Below are 19,869 nucleotides of genomic sequence, written 5' to 3' on the forward strand. Positions count from 1 at the left end.
GACCGAGTCCGGGTCCCGAGGTTCCGAGGTTTCGGAACCTCGGCGCGGCAAGAGGGCGTTCGTGGAACCTCGGCGCTCCCCGGACGGCGAGTCGTGGAACCTCGGTGGACGTGCGGGGGCAGCTAGCCCGAGACGGCCTCGTCCGACACGTCGGGGCCGATCGCGTCCTGGACGCGCGCGCTGACGGACCGGAGGGTGTCCGCGTCGGTCCCCACGGGCCTCCAGAACAGGTCTTCCAGCGCACCGGTGTGCGCGCGGATGCCGGCGAGCACCGCGCGGCGGCCGTCGGGGGTCATCTCCACCCAGCTGCCGCGGCCGTCGGTCGGGCAGTCGGCGCGTCCGACCAGGCCGCGGGAGACCATCCGTGTGACCTGGTGACTGACGCGCGACTTCTCCCAACCGATGCCGGCGGCGATGTCGCGGACGCGCAGCCGATGGTCCGGCTCGCGCTGCAGCCCGATCAGGATCTCGAACTCGGGGATGGAGATGCCGGCGCCCGCCTGGACGGCCTGGTCGAGCGCTCGGTCGAGGCGTCGCCAGACGTCGTGGTAGGCGTCCCACGTCGCCCAGTCGTGGCCATCGTTGCCCTGCGTCGACATGCCGACCAGCGTATCCACCGTGGGGACCGACCGACCCCGCCGCCGCGTCTTTCATCCGTCCGGATGACCCGAACGGGGCGCTGCGGAGCGATCCGTCCGGCCCGTACGATGACCGGGCCGTGCAGCGCCCGGCGCGACGAGACAGGAACCCGCATGACGAACCCGTACGCACAGCCGCCGATCACACCGGTCCGCCCGACGAACACCCTGGCGATCATCGCGCTCGTGCTGGGGTTCGTGGTGCCCATCGGCGGGGTCGTCGTGGGGCTCATCGCGCTGCCGCAGCTGCGGCGGACGGGCGAGGCCGGGCGCGGTCTCGCGATCACGGGCATCGTCGTCGGCGCGGTCATCTCCGTCTTCACGGTGCTGCCGGTGCTGCTCTTGCTGCCGGAACTGATCCGGGTCTTCGGCTGACGTCATCCCCCAGGACGGTTCCGAGCCGACGTGCGGCGCGCTCCAAGGTGAGGTCGGAGGTGCGGCATACGATCGGAGCATGCCGAGCGCCCGCCTCCAGGACTGCACCGACGACGCCGTTGCGCTGGTCCGCAAGTGGCTGGCGGCGTCCGCCGGGGCGAAGCCGGACGCCGGTGCCGCCCGTCTCGCCGAGGCCCTGCGCGACGAGCGTGGCCTCGACTTCACGCGCAGCTTCGTCGACAAGGTCATCCGCCCCGAAGACCCCCGGGTCGCGGCCCGCAACCTCGAACAGGTCAGCCGCGACGTCCCCGACTTCCTCGCCTGGTACCTGCGCGGCGCGGTGACTTTCGGCGGCGGGTTCGCGACGATGGCGCCGTGGGCGGTCATCCCCACCGCACGGCGGATCCTGCGCCGGATGACCGGCCACCTGGTGATCGACGCGAGCACGGCGAAGCTCGGTCCGGCGCTCGCCAAGGTCGGTGGGCCGGGCACCCGGCTCAACGTGAACCTGCTCGGCGAAGCCGTGCTCGGCAGCGCTGAGAGCGACCGTCGGCTGCAGGGGACGATGGACCTGCTCGCCCGCGACGACGTCGACTACGTGTCGATCAAGGTCAGCTCGGTCGTGCCGCAGATGTCGATGTGGGCGTTCGACCAGACGGTCGAGCGGGTCGTCGACCGGCTCGTGCCGTTGTACCGGCTGGCGGCGGCTCCGCTGGCGTCCGGGGGCCAGGCCAAGTTCATCAACCTGGACATGGAGGAGTACCGCGACCTCGACGTCACCCTCGCGGTGTTCCGAACACTGCTCGACCGTGACGAGTTCGCGGGGCTGCAGGCCGGCATCGTGCTGCAGGCATACCTGCCCGATGCCGCCGGGGCGCTCGAGTCCCTGACGACCTGGGCGCAGGAACGCCGGGCCCGGGGTGGCGCTCCGATCAAGGTGCGGCTCGTCAAGGGCGCGAACCTGGCGATGGAGCACGTCGACGCGATCGTGCACGACTGGCCGCTCGCGACCTGGGGCAGCAAGCGCGAGACCGACTCCGCCTACCTGCGGATGCTCGACGCCGCGTTGACCCCGGAGCGCGCCGAGGCCGTGCGCATCGGGGTCGCCGGGCACAACCTGTTCGACCTGGCGACCGCGTGGGTGCTCGCCCAGCGCCGCGGGGTGACCGACGCGGTCGACGTCGAGATGCTGCTCGGCATGGCATCGACGCACGCCGACGCCGTCCGCGCCGACGTCGGACAGATCCTGCTCTACACACCCGTCGTGCAGCCGGACGAGTTCGACTCCGCGATCGCGTACCTCGCCCGCCGCCTGCAGGAGAGCTCGAGCCCCGAGAACTTCATCGCCGCGGCGTCCGACATCGACCACGACGCCAGCGTGTTCGACCGCGAACACAGCCGGTACCTGGCGTCGGTCGCGGCGCTCGACGAGCCGGTGCACGCGACGCACCGCACCCAGGACCGCCACCGGGCGCTCGGCGAGCCCGTCCTGCGCGACGCGTTCCGGAACGCCCCGGACACCGACCCCGCCGTCCCCGCCAACCGTGCGTGGGCGCTCGACGTCCTGCGCCGGGTGCCGCGCTCGCAGCTCGGCGCGCAGACGATCCGCGGGGCCAAGGTGGCCGACCGCTCCAAGCTCGAACGGATCATGGCCCGCACCGCGCAGGCCGGCGTCAACTGGGGGCGGCAGGACCCCTCCGACCGTGCTGAGCTCCTCGACCTGATCGGGCACGAGCTCGAGACCCGCCGCGCCGACCTGATCGAGGTGATGGCGGCGGAGACCGGGAAGACCTTCTCCGAGGCCGACACCGAGGTCACCGAAGCCGTTGACGCCGCCCACTACTACGCCGAGCGCGCCCGCCGCCTCGGCGACGTCGAGGGTGCCCGCTACGTCCCGCCCCGCCTGACCGTCGTCGTGCCGCCGTGGAACTTCCCCGTCGCGATCCCCGCCGGTGGGGTTCTGGCGGCGCTCGCCGCGGGCAGCGGAGTCGTGCTCAAGCCGGCGCCCGAGGCGAAGCGCAGCGGTGCGCTGCTGGCCGACGTGCTCTGGGACGCCGGGGTGCCGCACTCGTTGCTGCAGCTCGTCGACCTGGCCGAGGACGAACTCGGCCGTGACCTGGTCGGGCACCCCGCCGTCGACCGCATCATCCTGACCGGCTCGGCCGACACCGCGCGATCGTTCCGCTGGTGGCGTGCGGGTCTGCCACTGAGCGCCGAGACGAGCGGCAAGAACGCGATCGTCGTCACGCCGAGCGCCGACATCGACCTCGCGGTGCAGGACATCGTGCAGTCCGCCTTCGGCCACGCCGGTCAGAAGTGCTCGGCGGCGTCCCTGGTCGTCCTGGTCGGCACGGTCGGCGAGAGCGAACGCTTCCGTCGGCAGCTCGTCGACGCCACGCGCACGCTCCGGGTCGCCTGGCCCGACGACCCCACCGCCCAGGTCGGCCCGGTCATCGCCGAGCCCGAGGGCAAGCTGCGGCAAGGGCTCACCGAGCTCGGGCCGGGGGAGTCCTGGCTCGTGCAGCCAACGGCCCTCGACGACTCCGGGCGGCTCTGGTCACCCGGCATCCGTGACGGCGTCCGCCCGGGCAGCGACTTCCACCAGACCGAGTACTTCGGCCCGGTGCTCGGGATCATGCGCGCCGAGACGCTCGAGCAGGCGATCGCGATCCAGAACGGCACGGACTACGGCCTGACGGCGGGGATCCACTCGCTCGACGCCGACGAGGTGGCGGACTGGCTGGCGAGCGTGCGCGCCGGCAACCTGTACGTGAACCGCGGCATCACCGGTGCGGTCGTCGGCCGGCAGCCGTTCGGCGGCTGGAAGCGGTCGTCCGTGGGCACCGGCACGAAGGCGGGCGGACCGATGTACGTCGCGACGCTCGGCCGGTGGGAACCGGTCCCGCGCACGGTGCACAAGAGCATCCAGCTGCACGGTCTCCCGCCGCGCGTGACCTCGGTGATCGAGGCCGCACGCAGCGGCTTGTCGTTCGAGGAGTTCGACCAGGTGCGGGCCGGTGCGCTGAGCGACGTCCGTGCGCGCGAGGAGCTGTACGGCGGGTCGCACGACCTGTCGGGGCTCGTGGTGCAACGGAACGTGCTGCGCCACCGACCGCAGTCCGTCATCGTGCGGCAGGCCGAGGACGCCTCGGCGGGTGACCTGGTCCGCGAGCTCGTCGCTGCCACGGCGGCACGCGCCCACGTCCTGCTCAGCACCGCCCGCCCGTTGCCCGGCCCACTCAGCCAGCTGCTGGCCTCGAGTCGGTCGCCGCTGGACGTCGTCGACCACCTGGTCGAGTCGGACCAGGACTTCCACGCCCGCGCGTCGTCCGGCGCCGTGTTCCAGGCGAACTGGACGAGCGGTGAGGACGACGAACCCGTCGACGCACTCGGGGACATGCTCGCGCAGGGGCAGGACCGACCCGTGCACACGGCGTTCGGCGGCCCCGGAGCTCGGATCCGGCTCATCGGTGGCGATGCCCTGGCGCTCGAGGAAGCCCTCGGGGCGAGCATCGACGTCGCGATCCACGACGCGCCGGTGGTCGAGGCCGGGTTGATCGAGATGCTCCCGTTCATCCGAGAACAGTCGGTCTCGATCACCGCGCACCGGTTCGGGGACGTCGACGCGGACTTCGCTGACCTGCGCGTCTGACGTCCCCGGCTCGGGTCAGTCCTCGGTGTCGCCTGCTTCTTCGTCCTCGACGCCGGTCTCGTCCATCCGGTCACGCAGGTGGTCGGCCATCGCTCCGGCGCCCTCGCCGTGGTGGTCGTGGTCGACCTGTTCGATCAGGCCGTGCAGCTTCTCGTGGTTCGTGGCCTCGTTGGCGCCGTCCATGACGGGCTCGGTCTGCTCGTTGTCGCTCATGGCTCGGACGCTACGCCGGGGTGGCTGCGGACCGGTAGTGCAGCTCGACGGCACCGCCGGTGAACGGCGTCGTCCCGACCAGCTCGAACACCGGGGTCGGTGCCGCGACCGGTAGCAGCGGCGCACCGGCGCCGAGCGCCACCGGCATCACGGTGACGCGGAGCTCGTCGAGCAGCCCTGCTTGCTGGTACTGCGCCGCGAGCAGTCCGCCGCCGACGACCCAGACGTCGCGCTCGCCGGCGGCCCGTTCGAGGTCGGCCTGGTGGTCCGCGACCTCGCCCGACACGAAGTGCACGTCGGCGCCGTCCGGCACCGGCAGGTCACGCGTGGTGAACACCCACGTCGCCAGGTCCGGGTACGCCCACGTGTCGTCGTGCTCGAGCAGCCACTCGTACGTGGTCGAGCCCATGACGATCGCGCCGATGCCCGCGAAGAACCGGTCGTGGTGCTCCTGGAACGGCTCGAAGCCGAACTGCAGCAGCCAGTCGAGGTCGTCGTCCGGTGCAGCGACGAAGCCGTCCAGCGAGGACGCGACGGAGTAGGTGGTACCCATGCCCCGGACGCTACCGAGCACCCCCGACAGATGTCAGCGCCGCCCGCCGTCAGCGCCGCCCGCCGTCAGCGCCGTCAGCGCCGGCTGCCCCGACCGACGACGGCGACCTCGGCGACGGTGAGCACCGTGGCGATCCACACCTGCTGCAGGGCGAACCCGCGGCGTCGTGGGTCGAGGGCGAGCGGCACCATCGTCACGCCGTGCACCGCGTCGACGGCGGCGCTCAGCGTGTGTGCGTTCCCGGTGCCCGTGCGTGCGACGAGGGCGGCCTGCACGAGCTGCCGGACGCCGAGCACGCCGTGCAGCACGGCCTGGTCGCGACCACGAGCCGCTCGGCCCAGGTGCCACAGGCCGAGTCCGGCCCGGCACAGCTCGACGACGGCTGCACCCCGCACCGACGATCCGTGGCGGCTCATCGTCGTCGTCCGGCCACGAGTGCGACGGCCCCGGCCGCGCCGAGTGCCGCCCCGATGATGCCGTTGCCGATCCGTCGGTGTTCCACCCACCAGGTCTGCGGCGACCAGGCGTGTGCGGACTCGTCGAACACACCGTGCGCGCCGTGGTCGCCCGGCACCGGCTCGTACAGGTTTTCCTGCAGCTCCTGCCCGTCCTTGTCGGGCGCCTGCTGCCCGGAGACGAGCGTCTTGGCGGCGTACCAGTCGGCGAAACGCCCGCTGATCCGGTTGCCGAGGATCGTGTAGACGGTCGACTCGCCGACCCAGGTGCGACGGCGCGGCCGCTCGGCCACGGCAGCGATCGCGCGGGCGCCGACCTCGGGCTGGAAGATCGGGGCGACCGGCTGCGGGTGGTGCGGCAGCTTCGACTTCACCCACCCGAACTGGATCGTGTTCAGGGCGGGCATGTCGACCCGCGACACCTTCACCTTGCTGCCCTGTTCGAGCAGCTCGGAGACGACGGACTCGGTGAACCCGACGATCGCGTGCTTCGCGCCGCAGTACGCGGCCTGCAGCGGGATGCCCCGGAAGCCGAGTGCTGAACCGACCTGGACGACGTGCCCCTGGCCGCGGGGCACCATCCGGGAGAGCGCGGCACGGGTCCCGTTGACGAAGCCGAGGTAGGTGACGTGCAGCGCTCGCTCGAAGTCCTCGGGCGCGGTGTCCAGGAACTTTCCGAACACCCCGACCATCACGCCGTTCACCCACAGGTCGATTGGCCCGAGTTCCTGCTCGACGCGGTCGGCCGCGGCCTCGACGGCCTCGCGGTCGGACACGTCGGCGACCAGGGCCAGCCCGCGACGCCCCGCGGCCTCGACCTCGGCGACCGCGGCGTCGACGCCGTCCCGTCCACGGGCGAGGACGGCGACGTCCCACCCCCGCGCGGCGAGCTCCCGGACGGTCGCACGCCCCAGTCCTGCGGATCCACCGGTCACCACTGCCACTCGAGTCATGGCTCACTTGTACCTGCGGCCGACCATGCACCACTCAGCCGGTGTCCCCCGACGGCCCGTGCCTGCGGACGGTGGCGAGCATGATGGTCGCGTGGACACGCGAGACGACCCGGTGGAACCCGAGCCGGACGCGGAGCCGCAGCCGCGCTGGATCCGCCGGGCGCCGATCCTCCCCGAGCAGTGGTGGGGTCCTCCGATGGCCCAGGCAGTCGGGGCGCTGGCGGTCGTGGCGATCGGCATCTGGCTGCAGCGTCCCGCCCTGCCCGTCGCGGTCCTCGTCGGTGTCGTCGGGCTGGTCGGCGCGGTCGTGCTCGCGTTCGCCGGACGACGGGCGTACTGGTACCCGAGTTGCACGACGGCTTGGCGCTTGCACCGCACGCGTGTCGTCGTCTGGAGCGCCGCCGGAGTCGCGTTGGCGGTGTTCGCCCTCGCGGTGGGCGCGCAGACGCTCCTGATCGGCTACCTGGCTGCCGCGACGGGCCTGTACACGGTGCGGCGGGACGAGCCGACGCGGTTCGAGCTGTGGGGGCGTTCGGCGGCGTCGGCTGCCGTCGCGGTCGTGTCGGCTGTGTACGCGGTCGTGGCGTTGACGGTCCCGAGCGTCGACGAAGCACACTCATCGCGGTGGATCGGGTGGAGCATCGTCATCGTCCCGGTCGCTGTCGTCACTGCGGTCCTGCAGTGGCGAGCCGCCTCTGGGACGGCCGACCCCGACCAGAACGGAGCGGCGGCGGACGCCGGCGAACCGGAACCGGGACCAGAACAGCGACCGGGACCGGAGCCGCCGGCCGACGACCCGCTCAGCGCCCCCGACCGAACCGCGTCGTGACCCCCGCCGAGTAGAGCACCGAGTCCGGCTCGAGCTCCGTCAACCCGAACGGCAGCCCGGCGGCACCGACCAGGTCGTCCCGCAACGACACCACCGAGGCCCGGTGCAACGGCCACGCGTCGTGCTCGTTCGGCCAGAACCGGGTCCGCCCGGCCCGGTGCACGTGCATGCCCCACCGCGCGGTCAGGAACGTCTCGAGCAGCCCTGGCTCGTCCAGTACCTCGCCCACGCGGACGTCGAGCATCGACCGCAGGTGCGTCCCGTGCCGCCGCATCGCGTACCCGACGCGGCCGTCGCCGCTCCGCGACTCGGCGTCCGCCCACCAGTAGGGCAGTCCGGTGGCCACGCGTGCGCCGAGGGTCGGCAGCAGCTTGCCGGCGTCGAGCGACAGGAACACGACACCGTGCTGGCCGTGCTCGTCGACCGTGTAGACGCGGACGTTCACCTCGACGAAGTCGCCGATCGAGCCGGTCCGCCCCAGCGCCCCGAGGGGCGGGAACCGGGTGTCCTCGAACCGGAACCCGATGAGGCCCACCCAGGTGGTCACCCCGTCGTCCGTCCCGTCGAGCGCCATCGTGTCGGGTCGCGTGCCAGCTGGCAGCAGCGGGGCCACCGCCGACACGTCGACGCGCCAGTGCACGAAGACGACGTCGAGCCAGTCCTGCGAGATCCAGGGACGGCCCGGCAGGCCGGGGGCGGCTGACTGGAGGCCCGGGGTGCCGTGGGTGGGTCGGGTGTCGGTCACGATGTGGTCGCCTCCGGTTCGATGTGGCCCGCGACGGGCGCGTCGTCCCACCCCTGCTGTGGGGTGTCGCAGGTGCCGCGGAACACGTACTGCGATGGCCGCTTCCGCTCGCTCGACGTCCAGTCGATCGCGGGGCGGCGTCGTTCGGGCGGCAGGTACCCGATCCGGTAGACGGCCATGAGCTCGAGCGACTCGGGCACCCGGAGCAACCCCTCGATCTCCGCCCAGGCACCCGGCGTCTCCATCGGGAAGGACACGAACTGGATCCCCAGCCCGAGCTCGGTCGTCGCGAGCCAGATGTTCTCCATCGCCGCGCCCATGCTGAACACCGAGTAGAAGCCGGACAGCTCCTGCTCCCGGTACTCGTGGCGGTCGAGCATCACGCCGAGCAGCAGCGGCGACCCGGCGACGAGCTTCCGGTTCTCCTCACCCAGGCTCTGCGGCACGCGGAGGGTGTTCATGAGCAGCTGCCCGCGCTTCGTGAACACCTGCTTCGTGAACGGCCGGAGCGGCCCGGGCAGCTTGTCGAACAGCATGCCGTCGCGCCGCTCGTCCATCTCGGCCTTCGAGAACCGGAAGTACGGCTTGTACCGCTCGAAGAACGTCCCCTCGGCCATGGTGCGGGTCATCGAGCTGCCGCTGATCGCGGCGACCCGGTCGATCGTGTCGCGCTCCTCGACCAGCACGAACCGCCACGGTTGGCTGTTCAGCTGGGACGGGGCCCGGCCGGCGAGCTCCATGAGCAGCCGTTGGTGCTCCTCGGACACCGGGTCGGGCAGGAACGCCCCGTTCGTGGTCCGGCGGCGTCGGATGGCCTCGAAGAGCTCCACTGCTTCCCCTCGTGTCTCGTCGTCACGGTCGACGCCGCACCAACAGCGCCCCCAGGTAGGACGGCGCAGCGGCCACCGCGATCTTCCAGTGTGCTCCGGAGCGCGGGTTCGTGCGGGGCGCGAGCGCGAGCGGGACGACTGCGGGCAGCAGGAACAGCGCCGAACGGTCCCGGGTCCACAAGGGCGTCGTCGCGGCGGCCCCGGTGAGCGTCGCCGTCACGACGAACAGGCCGTGGTGCACGACGCGGAGCTTCTTCGTCCGGATCAACCGGACGGCGACGGCCGTGCCCCAGAGGCAGTTCGCGACGTAGGCGAGGCCCGCAGCGGTGACCAGCTGCCGGGCCGGGCGCGATCCCGTGGGCGGTGATCCGCGCCTCCCGGTCGTGTTCCGTGCCATCTGCCGGACGTTACGCGGTGTCGCGACTGACCAGCTTGGAGAGCACGATCGCCGACCGCGTGTGGTCCACCTGCGGTGCGAGGCGGACCTTGTCGAGCGCTTCTTCCAGCGCGGACAGGTCCTTCGAGCGCATGTGCACGACGGCGTCGGCGCTCCCCGTGACCGTGCCGGCGTCGATGACCTCCGGCACGGTGTCGAGCAGGGCCCGGAGTTCGTCGGGGGAGACGGTGCCGCGGCAGTACAGCTCGACCCAGGCCTCGGTCCCGCGGTCCTCGACAGCGGGGTCGACCTTGATCGTGAAGCCCTGGATGACACCGTCGCCGACGAGTCGGTCGACGCGGCGCTTGACGGCCGATGCCGAGAGTCCGACCACCGACCCGATGTCGCCGTAGCCGGCGCGGGCGTTGTCCCGGAGTTGATCCAGGATGCGGTGGTCGAGCGAATCCATTGCACCCATCGTACGCGGACTTCTTGCGAGGTCGGCGGTTCGGACGCACGAAACGTGCGTCACCCGAACGGGTGCCACGGCGCTTCGCTCCCGGTACTGCACTTGCCGGACGGTCTGTGTCAGGATCGACGTGGCGTCGACCTGGTCCGCTACGGCGAGTGAGCCTGCATCTCGCCGGAGCACCTCTCCTTCGTTCCGTTTCGGTTCCTGGCAGGCTCGGGCCCCGGTCCCTTCTCAGGAGGACTGATGTCGAACACCGCACCCTCGACCACCGATGCACCGGCCCGTACCGCCACCAAGCGGACGATCCTGATGTGCAAGCCGGACTTCTACACGGTGAGCTACCGGATCAACCCGTGGATGCACCCGGAGGAGCCGACCGACACGTCGAAGGCCGTCGCCCAGTGGCAGACGCTCGTCGACGTGTACGAGCAGCTCGGCTTCGACATCTCGTACATCGACCCGATCGACGGCCTGCCGGACATGGTCTACGCGGCCAACGGCGGGTTCGTGCTCGACGGCATCGCCTACGGCGCGAAGTTCCAGTACCCGGAGCGCCAGCCCGAGGGCCCGGCGTACATGGACTGGTTCCGTCAGGCCGGCCTGACCGTCGCTGAGCCCGAGCAGACCAACGAGGGCGAGGGTGACTTCCTGCTCATCGGCAACACGATCTTCGCCGGCACCGGCTTCCGGTCGGACAGCACCTCGCACGACGAGCTCGCGACGATCTACGGCCGTGAGGTCGTCACCCTGAAGCTCATCAACCCGAGCTTCTACCACCTCGACACCGCCATCGCCGTGCTCGACCCGGAGCCCGACGCTTCCGGCCGGTCGAACATCGCGTACCTGGAGAGCGCCTTCGACGAGCCGTCGCTGGCGATCCTGCGCGAGCGCTTCCCGGACGCGATCATCGCCACGGAGGAGGACGCCGCGATCCTCGGCCTGAACTCCTACTCCGACGGGTACAACGTCGTGATCGCCGCGCGGGCTGTTCGGTTCGCGGAACAGCTGCGCGAGAAGGGCTACAACCCGATCGGCGTCGACCTGTCCGAGCTCCTGCTCGGCGGTGGCGGCGTGAAGTGCTGCACGCTCGACCTGCACCCGGTCGGCACCGGCACCTCGGTCGCGCGTTCGCTCGGGGTCAGCTGATGTCGGCGGCAGCGTCGCTCGGGGTCAACACCGCGGCGGCGCTCGCCGTCGAGGACCGCGCCCTCGCGCACAACTACAGCCCGCTGCCCGTCGTCATCGCGTCGGGTGCCGGAGCGACCGTCACCGACGTCGACGGCAAGCAGTACCTGGACGGCCTCGCCGCGTACTCCGCGGTGAACTTCGGCCACGGCAACCCGCGGCTGCTGGACGCGGCCCGGGCGCAGCTCGACCGGGTGACGCTCACGAGTCGCGCGTTCGTGAACGACCAGCTCGGGCCGTTCGCCACGGCACTGGCGGCGTTGACGGAGACCGAGATGGTCCTGCCGATGAACACCGGTGCCGAGGCCGTCGAGTCCGCGATCAAGGTGTCCCGCGCCTGGGGCTACCGCGTCAAGGGGGTCCCCGCGGACCGCGCGACGATCATCGTCGCGTCCGGGAACTTCCACGGCCGAACCACCACGATCATCTCGTTCTCGGACGACCCCTCGGCCCGCGATGACTTCGGTCCGTACACCCCGGGGTTCCGCACGGTGCCGTACGGCGACGCCGCTGCCCTGCGCGCAGCGATGGACGAGACCGTCGTCGCCGTGCTGCTCGAACCCATCCAGGGCGAGGGCGGCGTGGTCATCCCGCCGGCGTCGTACCTCCCTGCAGTCCGGGAGGTCTGCGACGAGTTCGGTGCGCTGTTCATCGCCGACGAGATCCAGTCCGGCCTCGGACGCACCGGCCACACGCTCGCCGTGCAGCGCGTCGGGGTCCGCCCGGACCTCATCACGCTCGGCAAGGCACTCGGCGGCGGCATCGTGCCGGTGTCCGCGGTCGTCGGCTCGGCTTCCGTCCTCGGGGTGCTGCGTCCCGGCGAGCACGGTTCGACGTTCGGCGGCAACCCGCTCGCCGCTGCCGTCGGCGCCGAGGTCGTGGCGATGCTCGGTGAGGGCACGTTCCAGCAGCGCGCCCTCGACGGCGAACCGTTGCTGCGCGGGCTGCTCGACGACCTGCTCGGCAAGGGGGTCGTGTCGCACCGCGTCGCCGGACTCTGGGCGGGGATCGACATCGACCCCGCGCTCGGCACCGGCAAGGAGATCTCGAAGGACCTCGCCGACCGCGGGCTGCTCGTGAAGGACACCCACGGTTCGACGATCCGCTTCGCCCCGCCGCTCGTCGTCACCGACGACGAGCTGCGCACGGCGATCGGCACGCTCGCGTCGGTCCTGGCCGCGCGCGCCTGAGCCGCGCGCTCGGCGCCGCGCGCGCGGCGCCACGCGCTCGGCGCCACGCGCTCGCTTCGTGAGCAGAAATGGTCGGGTCGCCACACGGCACCCGACCATTTCTGCTCACCAAGCGCGGTTCACACCGCCCAGCGCGCCGCCAACTCGTCCATGAGCGCATCGAGCCGCTCGTCGACGACCTGCGCGTCGGGGTTGGCCTCGAACCAGGCGATGACCTCGCGCACACCCTGCCGGTAGGGCGTCCGCGGCCGGTACCACGGCACGAGCGACCGGACCTTGCTGTTGTCGAACACCGAGCTGTTCGCCTTGTCGCCGAGCAGCGCCGCACCCCACTCCGGGTCCACGGCGTTGATGGCGTCCGCCGGCACGTGCACGATCTGCAGGTCGGACACCCCCGCCGCCGCCGCGATCTCGTGCGCGATGGCGTTCCACGTCGGCGCCTCGTCGCTCGTGATCGTGAAGGCCTCACCGATCGCCGACGCGTTGTCGAGCAGCCCGGTGAACCCGACCGCGAAGTCACGGCTGTGCGTCAAGGTCCACAACGACGTGCCGTCACCGGTGATGATGATCGGCTTGCCGGCGCGCATCCGCGCCACCGCAGTCCAGCCACCGGTGAGCGGCAGCTTCGTCTCGTCGTAGGTGTGCGACGGCCGCACGATCGTCACCGGGAAGTCCTGCTCCCGGTACGCCTCCATCAGCAGTTCCTCGCACGCGATCTTGTCGCGCGAGTACTGCCAGTAGGGGTTCTTCAGCGGCGTCGACTCCGTGATCGGCAGGTGCGTCGCCGGCGTCTGGTACGCCGAGGCCGAGCTGATGAACACGTACTGCCGCGTCCGTCCCGCGAAGAAGTCGATGTCGGCCTGCACCTGGTCTGCCGTGAAGGCGACCCAGTTCACCACCACGTCGAAGTGGCGGTCGCCGAGTGCGTCCGCCAGGGCGCTGCGGTCCGACACATCGGCCTGGAGGCGCGTCACCCCCTCCGGGATCGGCCTGCCCCCGGTGGTCCCCCGGTTCAGGACCGTGACGTCGTGGCCCTGTTCGGTCGCCTCCCGCACACAGGAGGCGCTGATCACGCCGCTCCCGCCGATGAACAACACGCTCGCTCCGGTCATGGATGCTCCCTCGCTCTCCGCGGCGCAGCCCTGCGCCGTCGTCCCATGTGATCCTGCACCGTCCCGGCCGACTACCGTCACGGGTCGAGCCGCATCGACGCGGCCACGACAGGAGTGACACACACATGGAGTACCGCTACCTCGGCAACTCGGGCCTCAAGGTCTCCGAGATCACCTACGGCAACTGGCTCACCCACGCATCCCAGGTCGAGAACGACGCGGCCATCGCCTGCGTCAAGGCCGCCCTCGAGGTGGGCATCTCGACGTTCGACACCGCCGACGTCTACGCCAACACCGGCGCGGAGACCGTCCTCGGCGAAGCCCTCAAGGGGGAGCGTCGCCAGTCGCTCGAGATCGCCACGAAGGTGTTCGGGCCGACCGGGCCGAAGGGGCACAACGACACCGGGCTGTCCCGCAAGCACATCCTCGAGTCGATCGACGGTTCGCTCGGCCGCCTGCAGACCGACTACGTCGACCTGTACCAGGCGCACCGCTTCGACCACGAGACGCCGCTCGAGGAGACGATGCAGGCCTTCGCCGACATCGTGCGCCAGGGCAAGGTCCTGTACGTCGGCGTGAGCGAGTGGACCGCGGAGCAGCTCCGTGCCGGCGCCGCGCTGGCCAAGGATCTCGGGTTCCAGCTCATCTCGAACCAGCCGCAGTACTCGGCGCTGTGGCGGGTCATCGAAGAAGAGGTCGTGCCGACCTCGAAGGAGCTTGGCATCTCGCAGATCGTCTGGTCCCCGATCGCCCAGGGCGTGCTGACCGGCAAGTACAAGCCGGGTCAGCCGCTGCCCGAGGGGTCACGCGCCACCGACGACAAGGGCGGAGCGGACATGATCAAGCGGTTCATGCGCGACGAGGTGCTGTCCTCGGTGCAGGAGCTCGAGCCGATCGCGAAGGAGCTCGACCTGTCGATGGCACAGCTCGCCGTCGCCTGGGTACTGCAGAACGAGAACGTCGCGAGCGCCATCATCGGGGCGTCGCGTCCGGAGCAGGTGCACGACAACGCCGGCGCTGCCGGTGTCACGATCCCGGCGGAGCTGCTCAGCCGGGTCGACGATGCCCTCGGTGCCGTGGTCGAGCGTGACCCGGCGAAGACCAACGACAGCAGCCCGAAGACCCGCGAGGCCTAGCGCCGACCCGGGCCAGACGGCTCAGACAACGGAAAAGGCCCCCTGCCGAAGCAGGGGGCCTTCACCGGTGGCTGGACACGGCATCGATCCGTGGACCTTTCGATTTTCAGTCGAACGCTCTACCAACTGAGCTATCCAGCCGTGGCGACCCTGACGGGACTTGAACCCGCGACCTCCGCCGTGACAGGGCGGCACGCTAACCAGCTGCGCTACAGGGCCATGTTGAATTGCTGTGGTGTTGCTCAGTACTACTTGCTCGCTCACTCGGAGAGTGACCCCAACGGGATTCGAACCCGTGCTGCCGCCGTGAAAGGGCGGTGTCCTAGGCCACTAAACGATAGGGCCGCAAGTGGTGCTTCGCGCTACCGATGGACAAGCATACGGATGCCCCCGGGGGTTCGCAAATCGGGCCGCGTTCCCGCGGAATCCCCGGCGTGTCGCGCCCGCCCGGCACCGGGTGTCGAGGTTGCGGTGCGAGCATCGTCACCGGCTCCACGCCCCTCGTCCGAGGGGCTGTGGGGCTGCGACACCTGTTGTTACTGTTGCGTCTGTTAACAGTGTTACGTGCGTGAGCCTTGCCGCGCTGTTACGAAATCGAGATACATGTCGACCTCACCTTCGCTCTCCCTCCGCAACCGCAGCCGCCTCGTCGCCGCCGCGGTCGCCGTCGCGCTCGCCGGCAGCACCCTCGCGGTCCTCGCCCCGGCCACGTCGGCCAGTGCCGCGAGCTACCCGAGCTGGTCCGAGGTGCAGAAGGCCAAGTCCTCGACGAGTGCCCAGCAGGCGAAGGTCACCGAGATCAACTCGCTCATCTCGACCCTGAAGTCCGAGGCCGCTGCGAAGCAGAAGGCCGCACAGGCAGCTGGCGAGGCCTACCAGGCGGCACAGAACAAGTACGACGAGGCGACCCTCGAGCAGAAGACGCTCCAGTCCCAGGCGGACGACGCTGAGCAGACCGCCGCACAGTCCGAGGAGCAGGCCGGTCAGCTCGCCGCGCAGCTCGGTCGGGCCAGCGCCAACGACGTGACGACCGACATCCTCACGCACCCCTCGGACTCCGGTGACCTGCTCTACGAGCTCGGCGCCATGTCGAAGCTCAGCGAGCAGGCCGACGGCATCTACTCGCAGGCGTCGCAGGACCGGGGTACCGCGCAGGCCCAGGCCGACAAGGCGGACAAGGCCAAGGCGGCGTTGGGCGACCTCGCCGACGCAGCCCAGTCGAAGATGCAGCAGGCGCAGGGTGCTGCCGACGCGGCGCAGACCGCCGTCGACGCCCAGAACGACAACGAGTCGCGGCTCGAGGCCCAGCTGACCGCCCTCACCACGAAGCAGCGCGGTGTCGAGGCCGACTACCGCAAGGGCGTCGCCGCCGAGAAGGCCCGACAGGCCCGCATCGCCGCTGCTGCCGCCAAGGCAGCCGCGAAGGCCGCGGCGACGAGCCAGGGCGGTACCGGCGGCGGGACGGCCAACTCTGCCGGGTGGGTCCGTCCGGCCGGCGGCTTCCAGACCAGCGGCTACGGCATCCGCGTCGACCCGTACACGCACTACACGGCACTGCACGCCGGGGTCGACCTCGCTCCCGCCTGCTACGCCCCGATCTACGCGGCCCACGACGGCACCGTGACCTTCGCGGGCAACGGCGGCGGCTACGGCAACGAGGTCATCCTCGACAACGGCGGCGGCATCTCGACGGCCTACGGCCACATCGTCGACGGCGGGATCATGGTCGCCAGCGGCCAGCACGTCACCGCCGGGCAGCAGATCGCCAAGATCGGTTCGACCGGCTGGTCGACCGGGTGCCACCTCCACTTCGAGACCCGGATCAACGGTGCTGCCGTCGACCCGGTCCCCTTCATGGCAGCGCGGGGGATCTCGGTATGAGCATCAGCGCAGCCGGGATGTGTTGACCCCGCCATGACCCTGTCCGCTCGCTCGTTCTCCTGCGGGATCGCCACCGTCGCCGTGCTCGGCATCGGACTGTCGGTCGTCATCGCCGGTCCCGCCCAGGCCGCGCCGTCGGCACCGTCCTGGGACGACGTCAAGGCCGCGAAGTCGGATGCCGCCGACGCGCAGCAGACGGTGGACGAGCTGAGCGACCGGTTGACCTCACTGCAGGCCGCCGCGGACCGCGCCGGCATCGTCGAGCAGCAGGCCGGGCAGGCGTACGCCCTCGCCGCCTCGCAGCAGCAGGAGGCGAAGGACACCCTCGCCGACCTGTCCGCGCAGTCGAAGCGGGCCAAGGGCAAGGCGGACGACTCCGCGGGCCAGGTGGCCGCGCTCGTCGTCGAGCTGTCCCGCACGGGCGGCGGCGACCTGTCGACGACGATGCTCACGGACGCCTCGGACTCCGGTGACCTGCTCTACCGGGTCGGCACGATGTCGCACCTGTCCGAGCGGTCGGCGACGATCCTCGCCCAGGCCCGCTCCGACCAGAAGACCGTGGACTCGCTCGCCGACCAGCAGTCCGTCGCCACGACGGCGCTGAGCAAGGCGACCGAGGCGACGAAGACCGCCTTCGCCACCGCCAACGACGTCTCCGCCGACGCCCAGGCCCGGGTGCAGAAGCAGCAGGACCAGCAGGACGAGGTCCTCCGTCAGCTCGCGTACCTCAAGGGCACGAGCGTCGCGACGGAGAGTGCGTACTGGAGTGCGCAGCAGGCCAAGGCGGCCGAGACCGCCCTGGCGGCCCAGACGAGCAGCGGCACCGGCACGGCCAGCGGCAGCGGCGCGAGCGGCACCAGCACCGACAACGGCACCAGCGGCAGCACCAGCAACGGCAACACCTCGACCACCAACCCGAGCACCGGCGGCGGGAGCGGCAGCGGCACGACCACCCCGTCGCGCCCGAGCGCCCCGTCGAAGCCGAGCACGCCGGCGGCTCCCGCTCCCGCGCCTGCCCCGGCTCCCGCCAAGCCGAGCACGCCGACGCCGTCGAAGCCGACCACCCCGGCGCCCAGCACTCCGGCACCCGCCCCGAGCAGCCCCTCGAAGGCCGCCGGTGCGATCTCGTACGCCCGCGGGCAGCTCGGCAAGCCCTACGTCCTCGGTGGTGCTGGCCCGAGCACCTGGGACTGCTCCGGCCTCGTGATGATGGCGTACAGCTCGCAGGGCATCGCGACCGGTGGGCACAACGTCGTCTGGCAGTACAACTACTTCGGCTCGATCGGTCGCCTCGTGCCGCTCTCGCAGCGCCAGCCCGGCGACATCCTCTTCTACTCGTCGAACGGAACCGCCTCCGGCGGTTACCACGACTCGATCTACACCGGCAACGGGATGATGGTCGAAGCGGCCCGACCGGGCGTCGGTGTGGTCGAGCGGGCGGTTTGGACGCCGAGCCAGCTCCTGCCGTACGTCGCCCGCCCGAGCGGTTCCCTGTAGCCCGCAGCCCGATCGTTCCCAGAACGGCTGCGGTAGCAAGCGGGATCGGGCATACCTGCCCGGATCAGAGCACCAGGTACGCCCGTTCCCACCAGGTACGCCCCCGCACCGCCCGTCCCCCGCCCGGCAAAGCAACCCCGGACACAGAACGGCGCCCGCCCTCCGATGGAGAGCGGGCGCCGTTCGGCGTCAGGAAGCGTCAGTGACCAGCGGGCACGTACGCGGCCTGGCCGGCCTGCACGATCGCCTCGGCCTCGGCGGCGTCGCCCCAGCCCTCGGCCTTGACCCACTTGTTCGGCTCGAGGTCCTTGTAGCGCTCGAAGAAGTGCGCGATCTCGGCCTTCGTCTGCTCGTCGACGTCCGAGATGTCCTGGATGTGCGTCCAGCGCGGGTCCTTCGCGGGGACCACGAGGACCTTCTCGTCCTTGCCGGCCTCGTCGCTCATCTTGAAGACGCCGACCGGACGGACCTTGACGCCCACGCCGGGGAACGTCGGGAACTCGAGGAGCAGCAGCGCGTCCACGGGGTCGCCGTCGTCGGCCAGGGTCTTCTCGAAGAAGCCGTAGTCGGTCGGGTAGACGAACGACGTGAACAGCACGCGGTCGAGGTAGACACGACCGGTCTCGTGGTCCACCTCGTACTTGTTGCGGCTGCCCTTGGGGATCTCGACGACGACGTCGTACGCGGCCATGTCTGTACTCCTGGTGTGTCGGTGGGGCTGTCGGTGGTCCCGAGAGCGCGGCTAACGTTACCGGGTGAACTCTCCGCGTCCCCGGCTGGACCCTGCCGTCGCCGAGACCCGCCTGGCGGTCCGCGACCTGCTCGCCACCGCGCTCGACGACGGCGTCGTCACCGCGGGTGACCTCGTGCTGGTCGCGCTGAGCGGCGGACCGGACTCGCTCGCGCTCGCCGCGGCCACCGCGTTCGAGGCGGGCAAGCAGGGGCTCCGAGCCGGGGCAGTGGTCGTCGACCACGCGCTCCAGGCGGGCTCCGAGGCGGTCGCGAGCCGCGCCTCCCGGCAGGCATCCGAGCTGGGTCTGGACCCGGTCGAGGTCCGCAGGGTCGCGGTCGGCTCCGATGGTGGTCCGGAGGGCGCCGCCCGGGAGGCCCGCCACGCGTCGATCGCCGAGGTCGCGTCCGCCACCGGGTCGCATCTCGTGCTGTTGGGACACACCCTGGACGACCAGGCCGAGACGGTGCTGCTGGGCCTGCTGCGCGGCAGCGGTCCGGACAGCCTGTCGGGCATGCTGCCGCTCGCACGGCGCGACCAGGGGCCGGCCTACGGCCGCCCGCTGCTCACCGTGCGTCGGCACGCGACGCGGCAGGCGTGCGCCGCCGCCGGGTTGGCGCCGTGGCACGACCCGCAGAACGACGACGCGGCGTACGCCCGTGTCCGCGTGCGGAACACCCTCATGCCGGTGCTCGAGCGCGAGCTCGGTGCGGGGGTGCCCGAGGCGCTGGCGCGGACGGCCGACCAGCTGCGCGAGGACTCGGCGGCACTCGACCACTTCGCCGAGGAGATGGCGGAGGACATCGCCGAGCACTCCGAGGCCGGCATCTCGCTGTCCGTCCGGGCGCTCGGGGCGAACCCGCCGGCACTCCGGCAGCGACTCGTGCGCCTGGCGGTGGAGAGCGAGTTCGGCGTGACGCTGTCGCGCGTGCAGACGCTCGAGGTCTGCCGGCTCGTCACGGACTGGAGCGGACAGGGGCCGATCGACCTGCCGGGCGTCCGGGCGTCGCGATCCGGTGACCGCCTGTCGTTCAGTGCCGGTTAGGC

Annotated in this window: 20 protein-coding genes and 3 tRNA genes; 9 read left to right on the forward strand and 14 right to left on the reverse strand. The window is 71.2% G+C overall.

The window, feature by feature from the left end; genetic code table 11:
• Window positions 1-122: 122 nt before the first annotated feature.
• Window positions 123-599 (reverse strand): MarR family winged helix-turn-helix transcriptional regulator, encoded by a 477-nt coding sequence (locus HQQ88_RS15240; RefSeq protein WP_111083786.1) that lies wholly within the window; start codon window positions 597-599, stop codon window positions 123-125.
• A gap of 153 nt (window positions 600-752) precedes the next feature.
• Between HQQ88_RS15240 and HQQ88_RS15245 the strand changes: the two genes are divergently transcribed.
• Together HQQ88_RS15245 and HQQ88_RS15250 are read left to right on the forward strand one after the other, a co-directional pair.
• Window positions 753-1,013: a DUF4190 domain-containing protein gene (locus HQQ88_RS15245; protein ID WP_173170048.1), complete on the forward strand. Its 261-nt coding sequence runs from the start codon at window positions 753-755 to the stop codon at window positions 1,011-1,013.
• A 79-nt stretch (window positions 1,014-1,092) separates the two neighbouring features.
• A complete protein-coding gene (locus HQQ88_RS15250; protein ID WP_173170067.1) occupies window positions 1,093-4,665 on the forward strand; it encodes a bifunctional proline dehydrogenase/L-glutamate gamma-semialdehyde dehydrogenase in 3,573 nt (1,190 codons plus the stop codon).
• Window positions 4,666-4,680: 15 nt separating this feature from the next.
• Here the strand turns inward: HQQ88_RS15250 and HQQ88_RS15255 are convergent, their stop codons facing one another.
• The 4 genes from HQQ88_RS15255 to HQQ88_RS15270 all read right to left on the reverse strand — a co-directional run bounded on the left by HQQ88_RS15255 (window position 4,681) and on the right by HQQ88_RS15270 (window position 6,839).
• Window positions 4,681-4,878, reverse strand: coding sequence for a hypothetical protein (locus tag HQQ88_RS15255; RefSeq protein WP_123339214.1), 198 nt, complete (start codon window positions 4,876-4,878; stop codon window positions 4,681-4,683).
• Between the two features lie 10 nt (window positions 4,879-4,888).
• On the reverse strand, window positions 4,889-5,431 hold the full coding sequence (locus HQQ88_RS15260; RefSeq protein ID WP_123294528.1) for a dihydrofolate reductase family protein: 543 nt from the start codon (window positions 5,429-5,431) through the stop codon (window positions 4,889-4,891).
• A gap of 74 nt (window positions 5,432-5,505) precedes the next feature.
• Window positions 5,506-5,847, reverse strand: a complete 342-nt coding sequence (locus HQQ88_RS15265) for a hypothetical protein (protein ID WP_131844960.1) — start codon at window positions 5,845-5,847, stop codon at window positions 5,506-5,508.
• Entirely contained in the window at window positions 5,844-6,839 is a 996-nt protein-coding gene (locus HQQ88_RS15270) for an SDR family oxidoreductase (RefSeq protein WP_123937214.1), read from the reverse strand. Before HQQ88_RS15270 ends, HQQ88_RS15265 begins: the two co-directional genes overlap by 4 nt.
• 91 nt (window positions 6,840-6,930) lie before the next feature.
• Between HQQ88_RS15270 and HQQ88_RS15275 the strand changes: the two genes are divergently transcribed.
• A complete protein-coding gene (locus tag HQQ88_RS15275) occupies window positions 6,931-7,668 on the forward strand; it encodes a hypothetical protein (RefSeq protein ID WP_131844958.1) in 738 nt (245 codons plus the stop codon).
• Here HQQ88_RS15275 and HQQ88_RS15280 read toward each other — a convergent pair.
• Genes HQQ88_RS15280 through HQQ88_RS15295 form a run of 4 tightly spaced genes read right to left on the reverse strand, consistent with a single transcriptional unit; the run spans window position 7,640 to window position 10,088 of the window.
• Window positions 7,640-8,413 (reverse strand): YqjF family protein, encoded by a 774-nt coding sequence (locus HQQ88_RS15280; RefSeq protein ID WP_367917033.1) that lies wholly within the window; start codon window positions 8,411-8,413, stop codon window positions 7,640-7,642. The genes HQQ88_RS15275 and HQQ88_RS15280 overlap by 29 nt on opposite strands.
• On the reverse strand, window positions 8,410-9,243 hold the full coding sequence (locus HQQ88_RS15285) for a nitroreductase family protein (RefSeq protein ID WP_159572824.1): 834 nt from the start codon (window positions 9,241-9,243) through the stop codon (window positions 8,410-8,412). Before HQQ88_RS15285 ends, HQQ88_RS15280 begins: the two co-directional genes overlap by 4 nt.
• A gap of 22 nt (window positions 9,244-9,265) precedes the next feature.
• Window positions 9,266-9,640, reverse strand: coding sequence for a hypothetical protein (locus tag HQQ88_RS15290; RefSeq protein WP_173170069.1), 375 nt, complete (start codon window positions 9,638-9,640; stop codon window positions 9,266-9,268).
• Window positions 9,641-9,650: 10 nt separating this feature from the next.
• Window positions 9,651-10,088: an Lrp/AsnC family transcriptional regulator gene (locus tag HQQ88_RS15295; RefSeq protein WP_111083794.1), complete on the reverse strand. Its 438-nt coding sequence runs from the start codon at window positions 10,086-10,088 to the stop codon at window positions 9,651-9,653.
• A gap of 246 nt (window positions 10,089-10,334) precedes the next feature.
• On the opposite strand from HQQ88_RS15295, the gene ddaH reads away from it, so the two are divergent.
• Both ddaH and rocD read left to right on the forward strand, forming a co-directional pair.
• Window positions 10,335-11,237 (forward strand): dimethylargininase, encoded by a 903-nt coding sequence (gene ddaH / locus HQQ88_RS15300; protein WP_123339207.1) that lies wholly within the window; start codon window positions 10,335-10,337, stop codon window positions 11,235-11,237.
• Window positions 11,237-12,466, forward strand: coding sequence for an ornithine--oxo-acid transaminase (gene rocD / locus HQQ88_RS15305; RefSeq protein WP_173170071.1), 1,230 nt, complete (start codon window positions 11,237-11,239; stop codon window positions 12,464-12,466). The genes ddaH and rocD overlap by 1 nt, the downstream gene beginning before the upstream one ends.
• Window positions 12,467-12,585: 119 nt before the next feature.
• Here the strand turns inward: rocD and HQQ88_RS15310 are convergent, their stop codons facing one another.
• Complete coding sequence (locus HQQ88_RS15310; RefSeq protein WP_173170073.1) at window positions 12,586-13,578, reverse strand: SDR family oxidoreductase; 993 nt, start codon at window positions 13,576-13,578, stop codon at window positions 12,586-12,588.
• 125 nt (window positions 13,579-13,703) lie between these two features.
• On the opposite strand from HQQ88_RS15310, the gene HQQ88_RS15315 reads away from it, so the two are divergent.
• Window positions 13,704-14,714 carry an aldo/keto reductase family protein gene (locus tag HQQ88_RS15315; RefSeq protein ID WP_173170075.1) on the forward strand — a complete coding sequence of 337 codons (1,011 nt, stop codon included), beginning with the start codon at window positions 13,704-13,706 and terminating at the stop codon, window positions 14,712-14,714.
• Between the two features lie 68 nt (window positions 14,715-14,782).
• Here HQQ88_RS15315 and HQQ88_RS15320 read toward each other — a convergent pair.
• The 3 genes from HQQ88_RS15320 to HQQ88_RS15330 all read right to left on the reverse strand — a co-directional run bounded on the left by HQQ88_RS15320 (window position 14,783) and on the right by HQQ88_RS15330 (window position 15,059).
• Window positions 14,783-14,855, reverse strand: a tRNA-Phe gene (locus HQQ88_RS15320).
• Window position 14,856: 1 nt separating this feature from the next.
• Window positions 14,857-14,933: transfer RNA gene (locus HQQ88_RS15325), tRNA-Asp, on the reverse strand.
• A gap of 53 nt (window positions 14,934-14,986) precedes the next feature.
• Window positions 14,987-15,059: transfer RNA gene (locus tag HQQ88_RS15330), tRNA-Glu, on the reverse strand.
• A gap of 258 nt (window positions 15,060-15,317) precedes the next feature.
• Here HQQ88_RS15330 and HQQ88_RS15335 point away from each other — a divergent pair.
• Both HQQ88_RS15335 and HQQ88_RS15340 read left to right on the forward strand, forming a co-directional pair.
• Complete coding sequence (locus tag HQQ88_RS15335) at window positions 15,318-16,595, forward strand: M23 family metallopeptidase (RefSeq protein WP_173170077.1); 1,278 nt, start codon at window positions 15,318-15,320, stop codon at window positions 16,593-16,595.
• Between the two features lie 33 nt (window positions 16,596-16,628).
• Window positions 16,629-18,092, forward strand: coding sequence for an NlpC/P60 family protein (locus HQQ88_RS15340; protein ID WP_173170080.1), 1,464 nt, complete (start codon window positions 16,629-16,631; stop codon window positions 18,090-18,092).
• A 199-nt stretch (window positions 18,093-18,291) separates the two neighbouring features.
• Here HQQ88_RS15340 and HQQ88_RS15345 read toward each other — a convergent pair whose 3' ends face one another.
• Window positions 18,292-18,783, reverse strand: a complete 492-nt coding sequence (locus HQQ88_RS15345) for an inorganic diphosphatase (protein WP_111086931.1) — start codon at window positions 18,781-18,783, stop codon at window positions 18,292-18,294.
• Window positions 18,784-18,847: 64 nt separating this feature from the next.
• On the opposite strand from HQQ88_RS15345, the gene tilS reads away from it, so the two are divergent.
• Window positions 18,848-19,867 (forward strand): tRNA lysidine(34) synthetase TilS, encoded by a 1,020-nt coding sequence (gene tilS / locus HQQ88_RS15350; protein ID WP_173170089.1) that lies wholly within the window; start codon window positions 18,848-18,850, stop codon window positions 19,865-19,867.
• Window positions 19,868-19,869: the final 2 nt, after the last annotated feature.

The organism is Curtobacterium sp. VKM Ac-2861, from assembly GCF_013204965.1.
Taxonomy (GTDB): domain Bacteria; phylum Actinomycetota; class Actinomycetes; order Actinomycetales; family Microbacteriaceae; genus Curtobacterium.

Bases quoted from the DNA above. Each gene is read 5' to 3' on its own strand.
- HQQ88_RS15260 (WP_123294528.1), bottom strand. From the start codon at position 5,431: ATGGGTACCACCTACTCCGTCGCGTCCTCGCTGGACGGCTTCGTCGCT.
- HQQ88_RS15340 (WP_173170080.1), top strand. From the start codon at position 16,629: ATGACCCTGTCCGCTCGCTCGTTCTCCTGCGGGATCGCCACCGTCGCC.
- HQQ88_RS15295 (WP_111083794.1), bottom strand. From the start codon at position 10,088: ATGGATTCGCTCGACCACCGCATCCTGGATCAACTCCGGGACAACGCC.
- HQQ88_RS15240 (WP_111083786.1), bottom strand. From the start codon at position 599: ATGTCGACGCAGGGCAACGATGGCCACGACTGGGCGACGTGGGACGCC.
- rocD (WP_173170071.1), top strand. From the start codon at position 11,237: ATGTCGGCGGCAGCGTCGCTCGGGGTCAACACCGCGGCGGCGCTCGCC.
- HQQ88_RS15345 (WP_111086931.1), bottom strand. From the start codon at position 18,783: ATGGCCGCGTACGACGTCGTCGTCGAGATCCCCAAGGGCAGCCGCAAC.
- HQQ88_RS15250 (WP_173170067.1), top strand. From the start codon at position 1,093: ATGCCGAGCGCCCGCCTCCAGGACTGCACCGACGACGCCGTTGCGCTG.
- HQQ88_RS15315 (WP_173170075.1), top strand. From the start codon at position 13,704: ATGGAGTACCGCTACCTCGGCAACTCGGGCCTCAAGGTCTCCGAGATC.
- HQQ88_RS15310 (WP_173170073.1), bottom strand. From the start codon at position 13,578: ATGACCGGAGCGAGCGTGTTGTTCATCGGCGGGAGCGGCGTGATCAGC.
- HQQ88_RS15265 (WP_131844960.1), bottom strand. From the start codon at position 5,847: ATGAGCCGCCACGGATCGTCGGTGCGGGGTGCAGCCGTCGTCGAGCTG.
- HQQ88_RS15255 (WP_123339214.1), bottom strand. From the start codon at position 4,878: ATGAGCGACAACGAGCAGACCGAGCCCGTCATGGACGGCGCCAACGAG.
- ddaH (WP_123339207.1), top strand. From the start codon at position 10,335: ATGTCGAACACCGCACCCTCGACCACCGATGCACCGGCCCGTACCGCC.
- HQQ88_RS15335 (WP_173170077.1), top strand. From the start codon at position 15,318: ATGTCGACCTCACCTTCGCTCTCCCTCCGCAACCGCAGCCGCCTCGTC.
- HQQ88_RS15245 (WP_173170048.1), top strand. From the start codon at position 753: ATGACGAACCCGTACGCACAGCCGCCGATCACACCGGTCCGCCCGACG.
- HQQ88_RS15270 (WP_123937214.1), bottom strand. From the start codon at position 6,839: ATGACTCGAGTGGCAGTGGTGACCGGTGGATCCGCAGGACTGGGGCGT.
- HQQ88_RS15290 (WP_173170069.1), bottom strand. From the start codon at position 9,640: ATGGCACGGAACACGACCGGGAGGCGCGGATCACCGCCCACGGGATCG.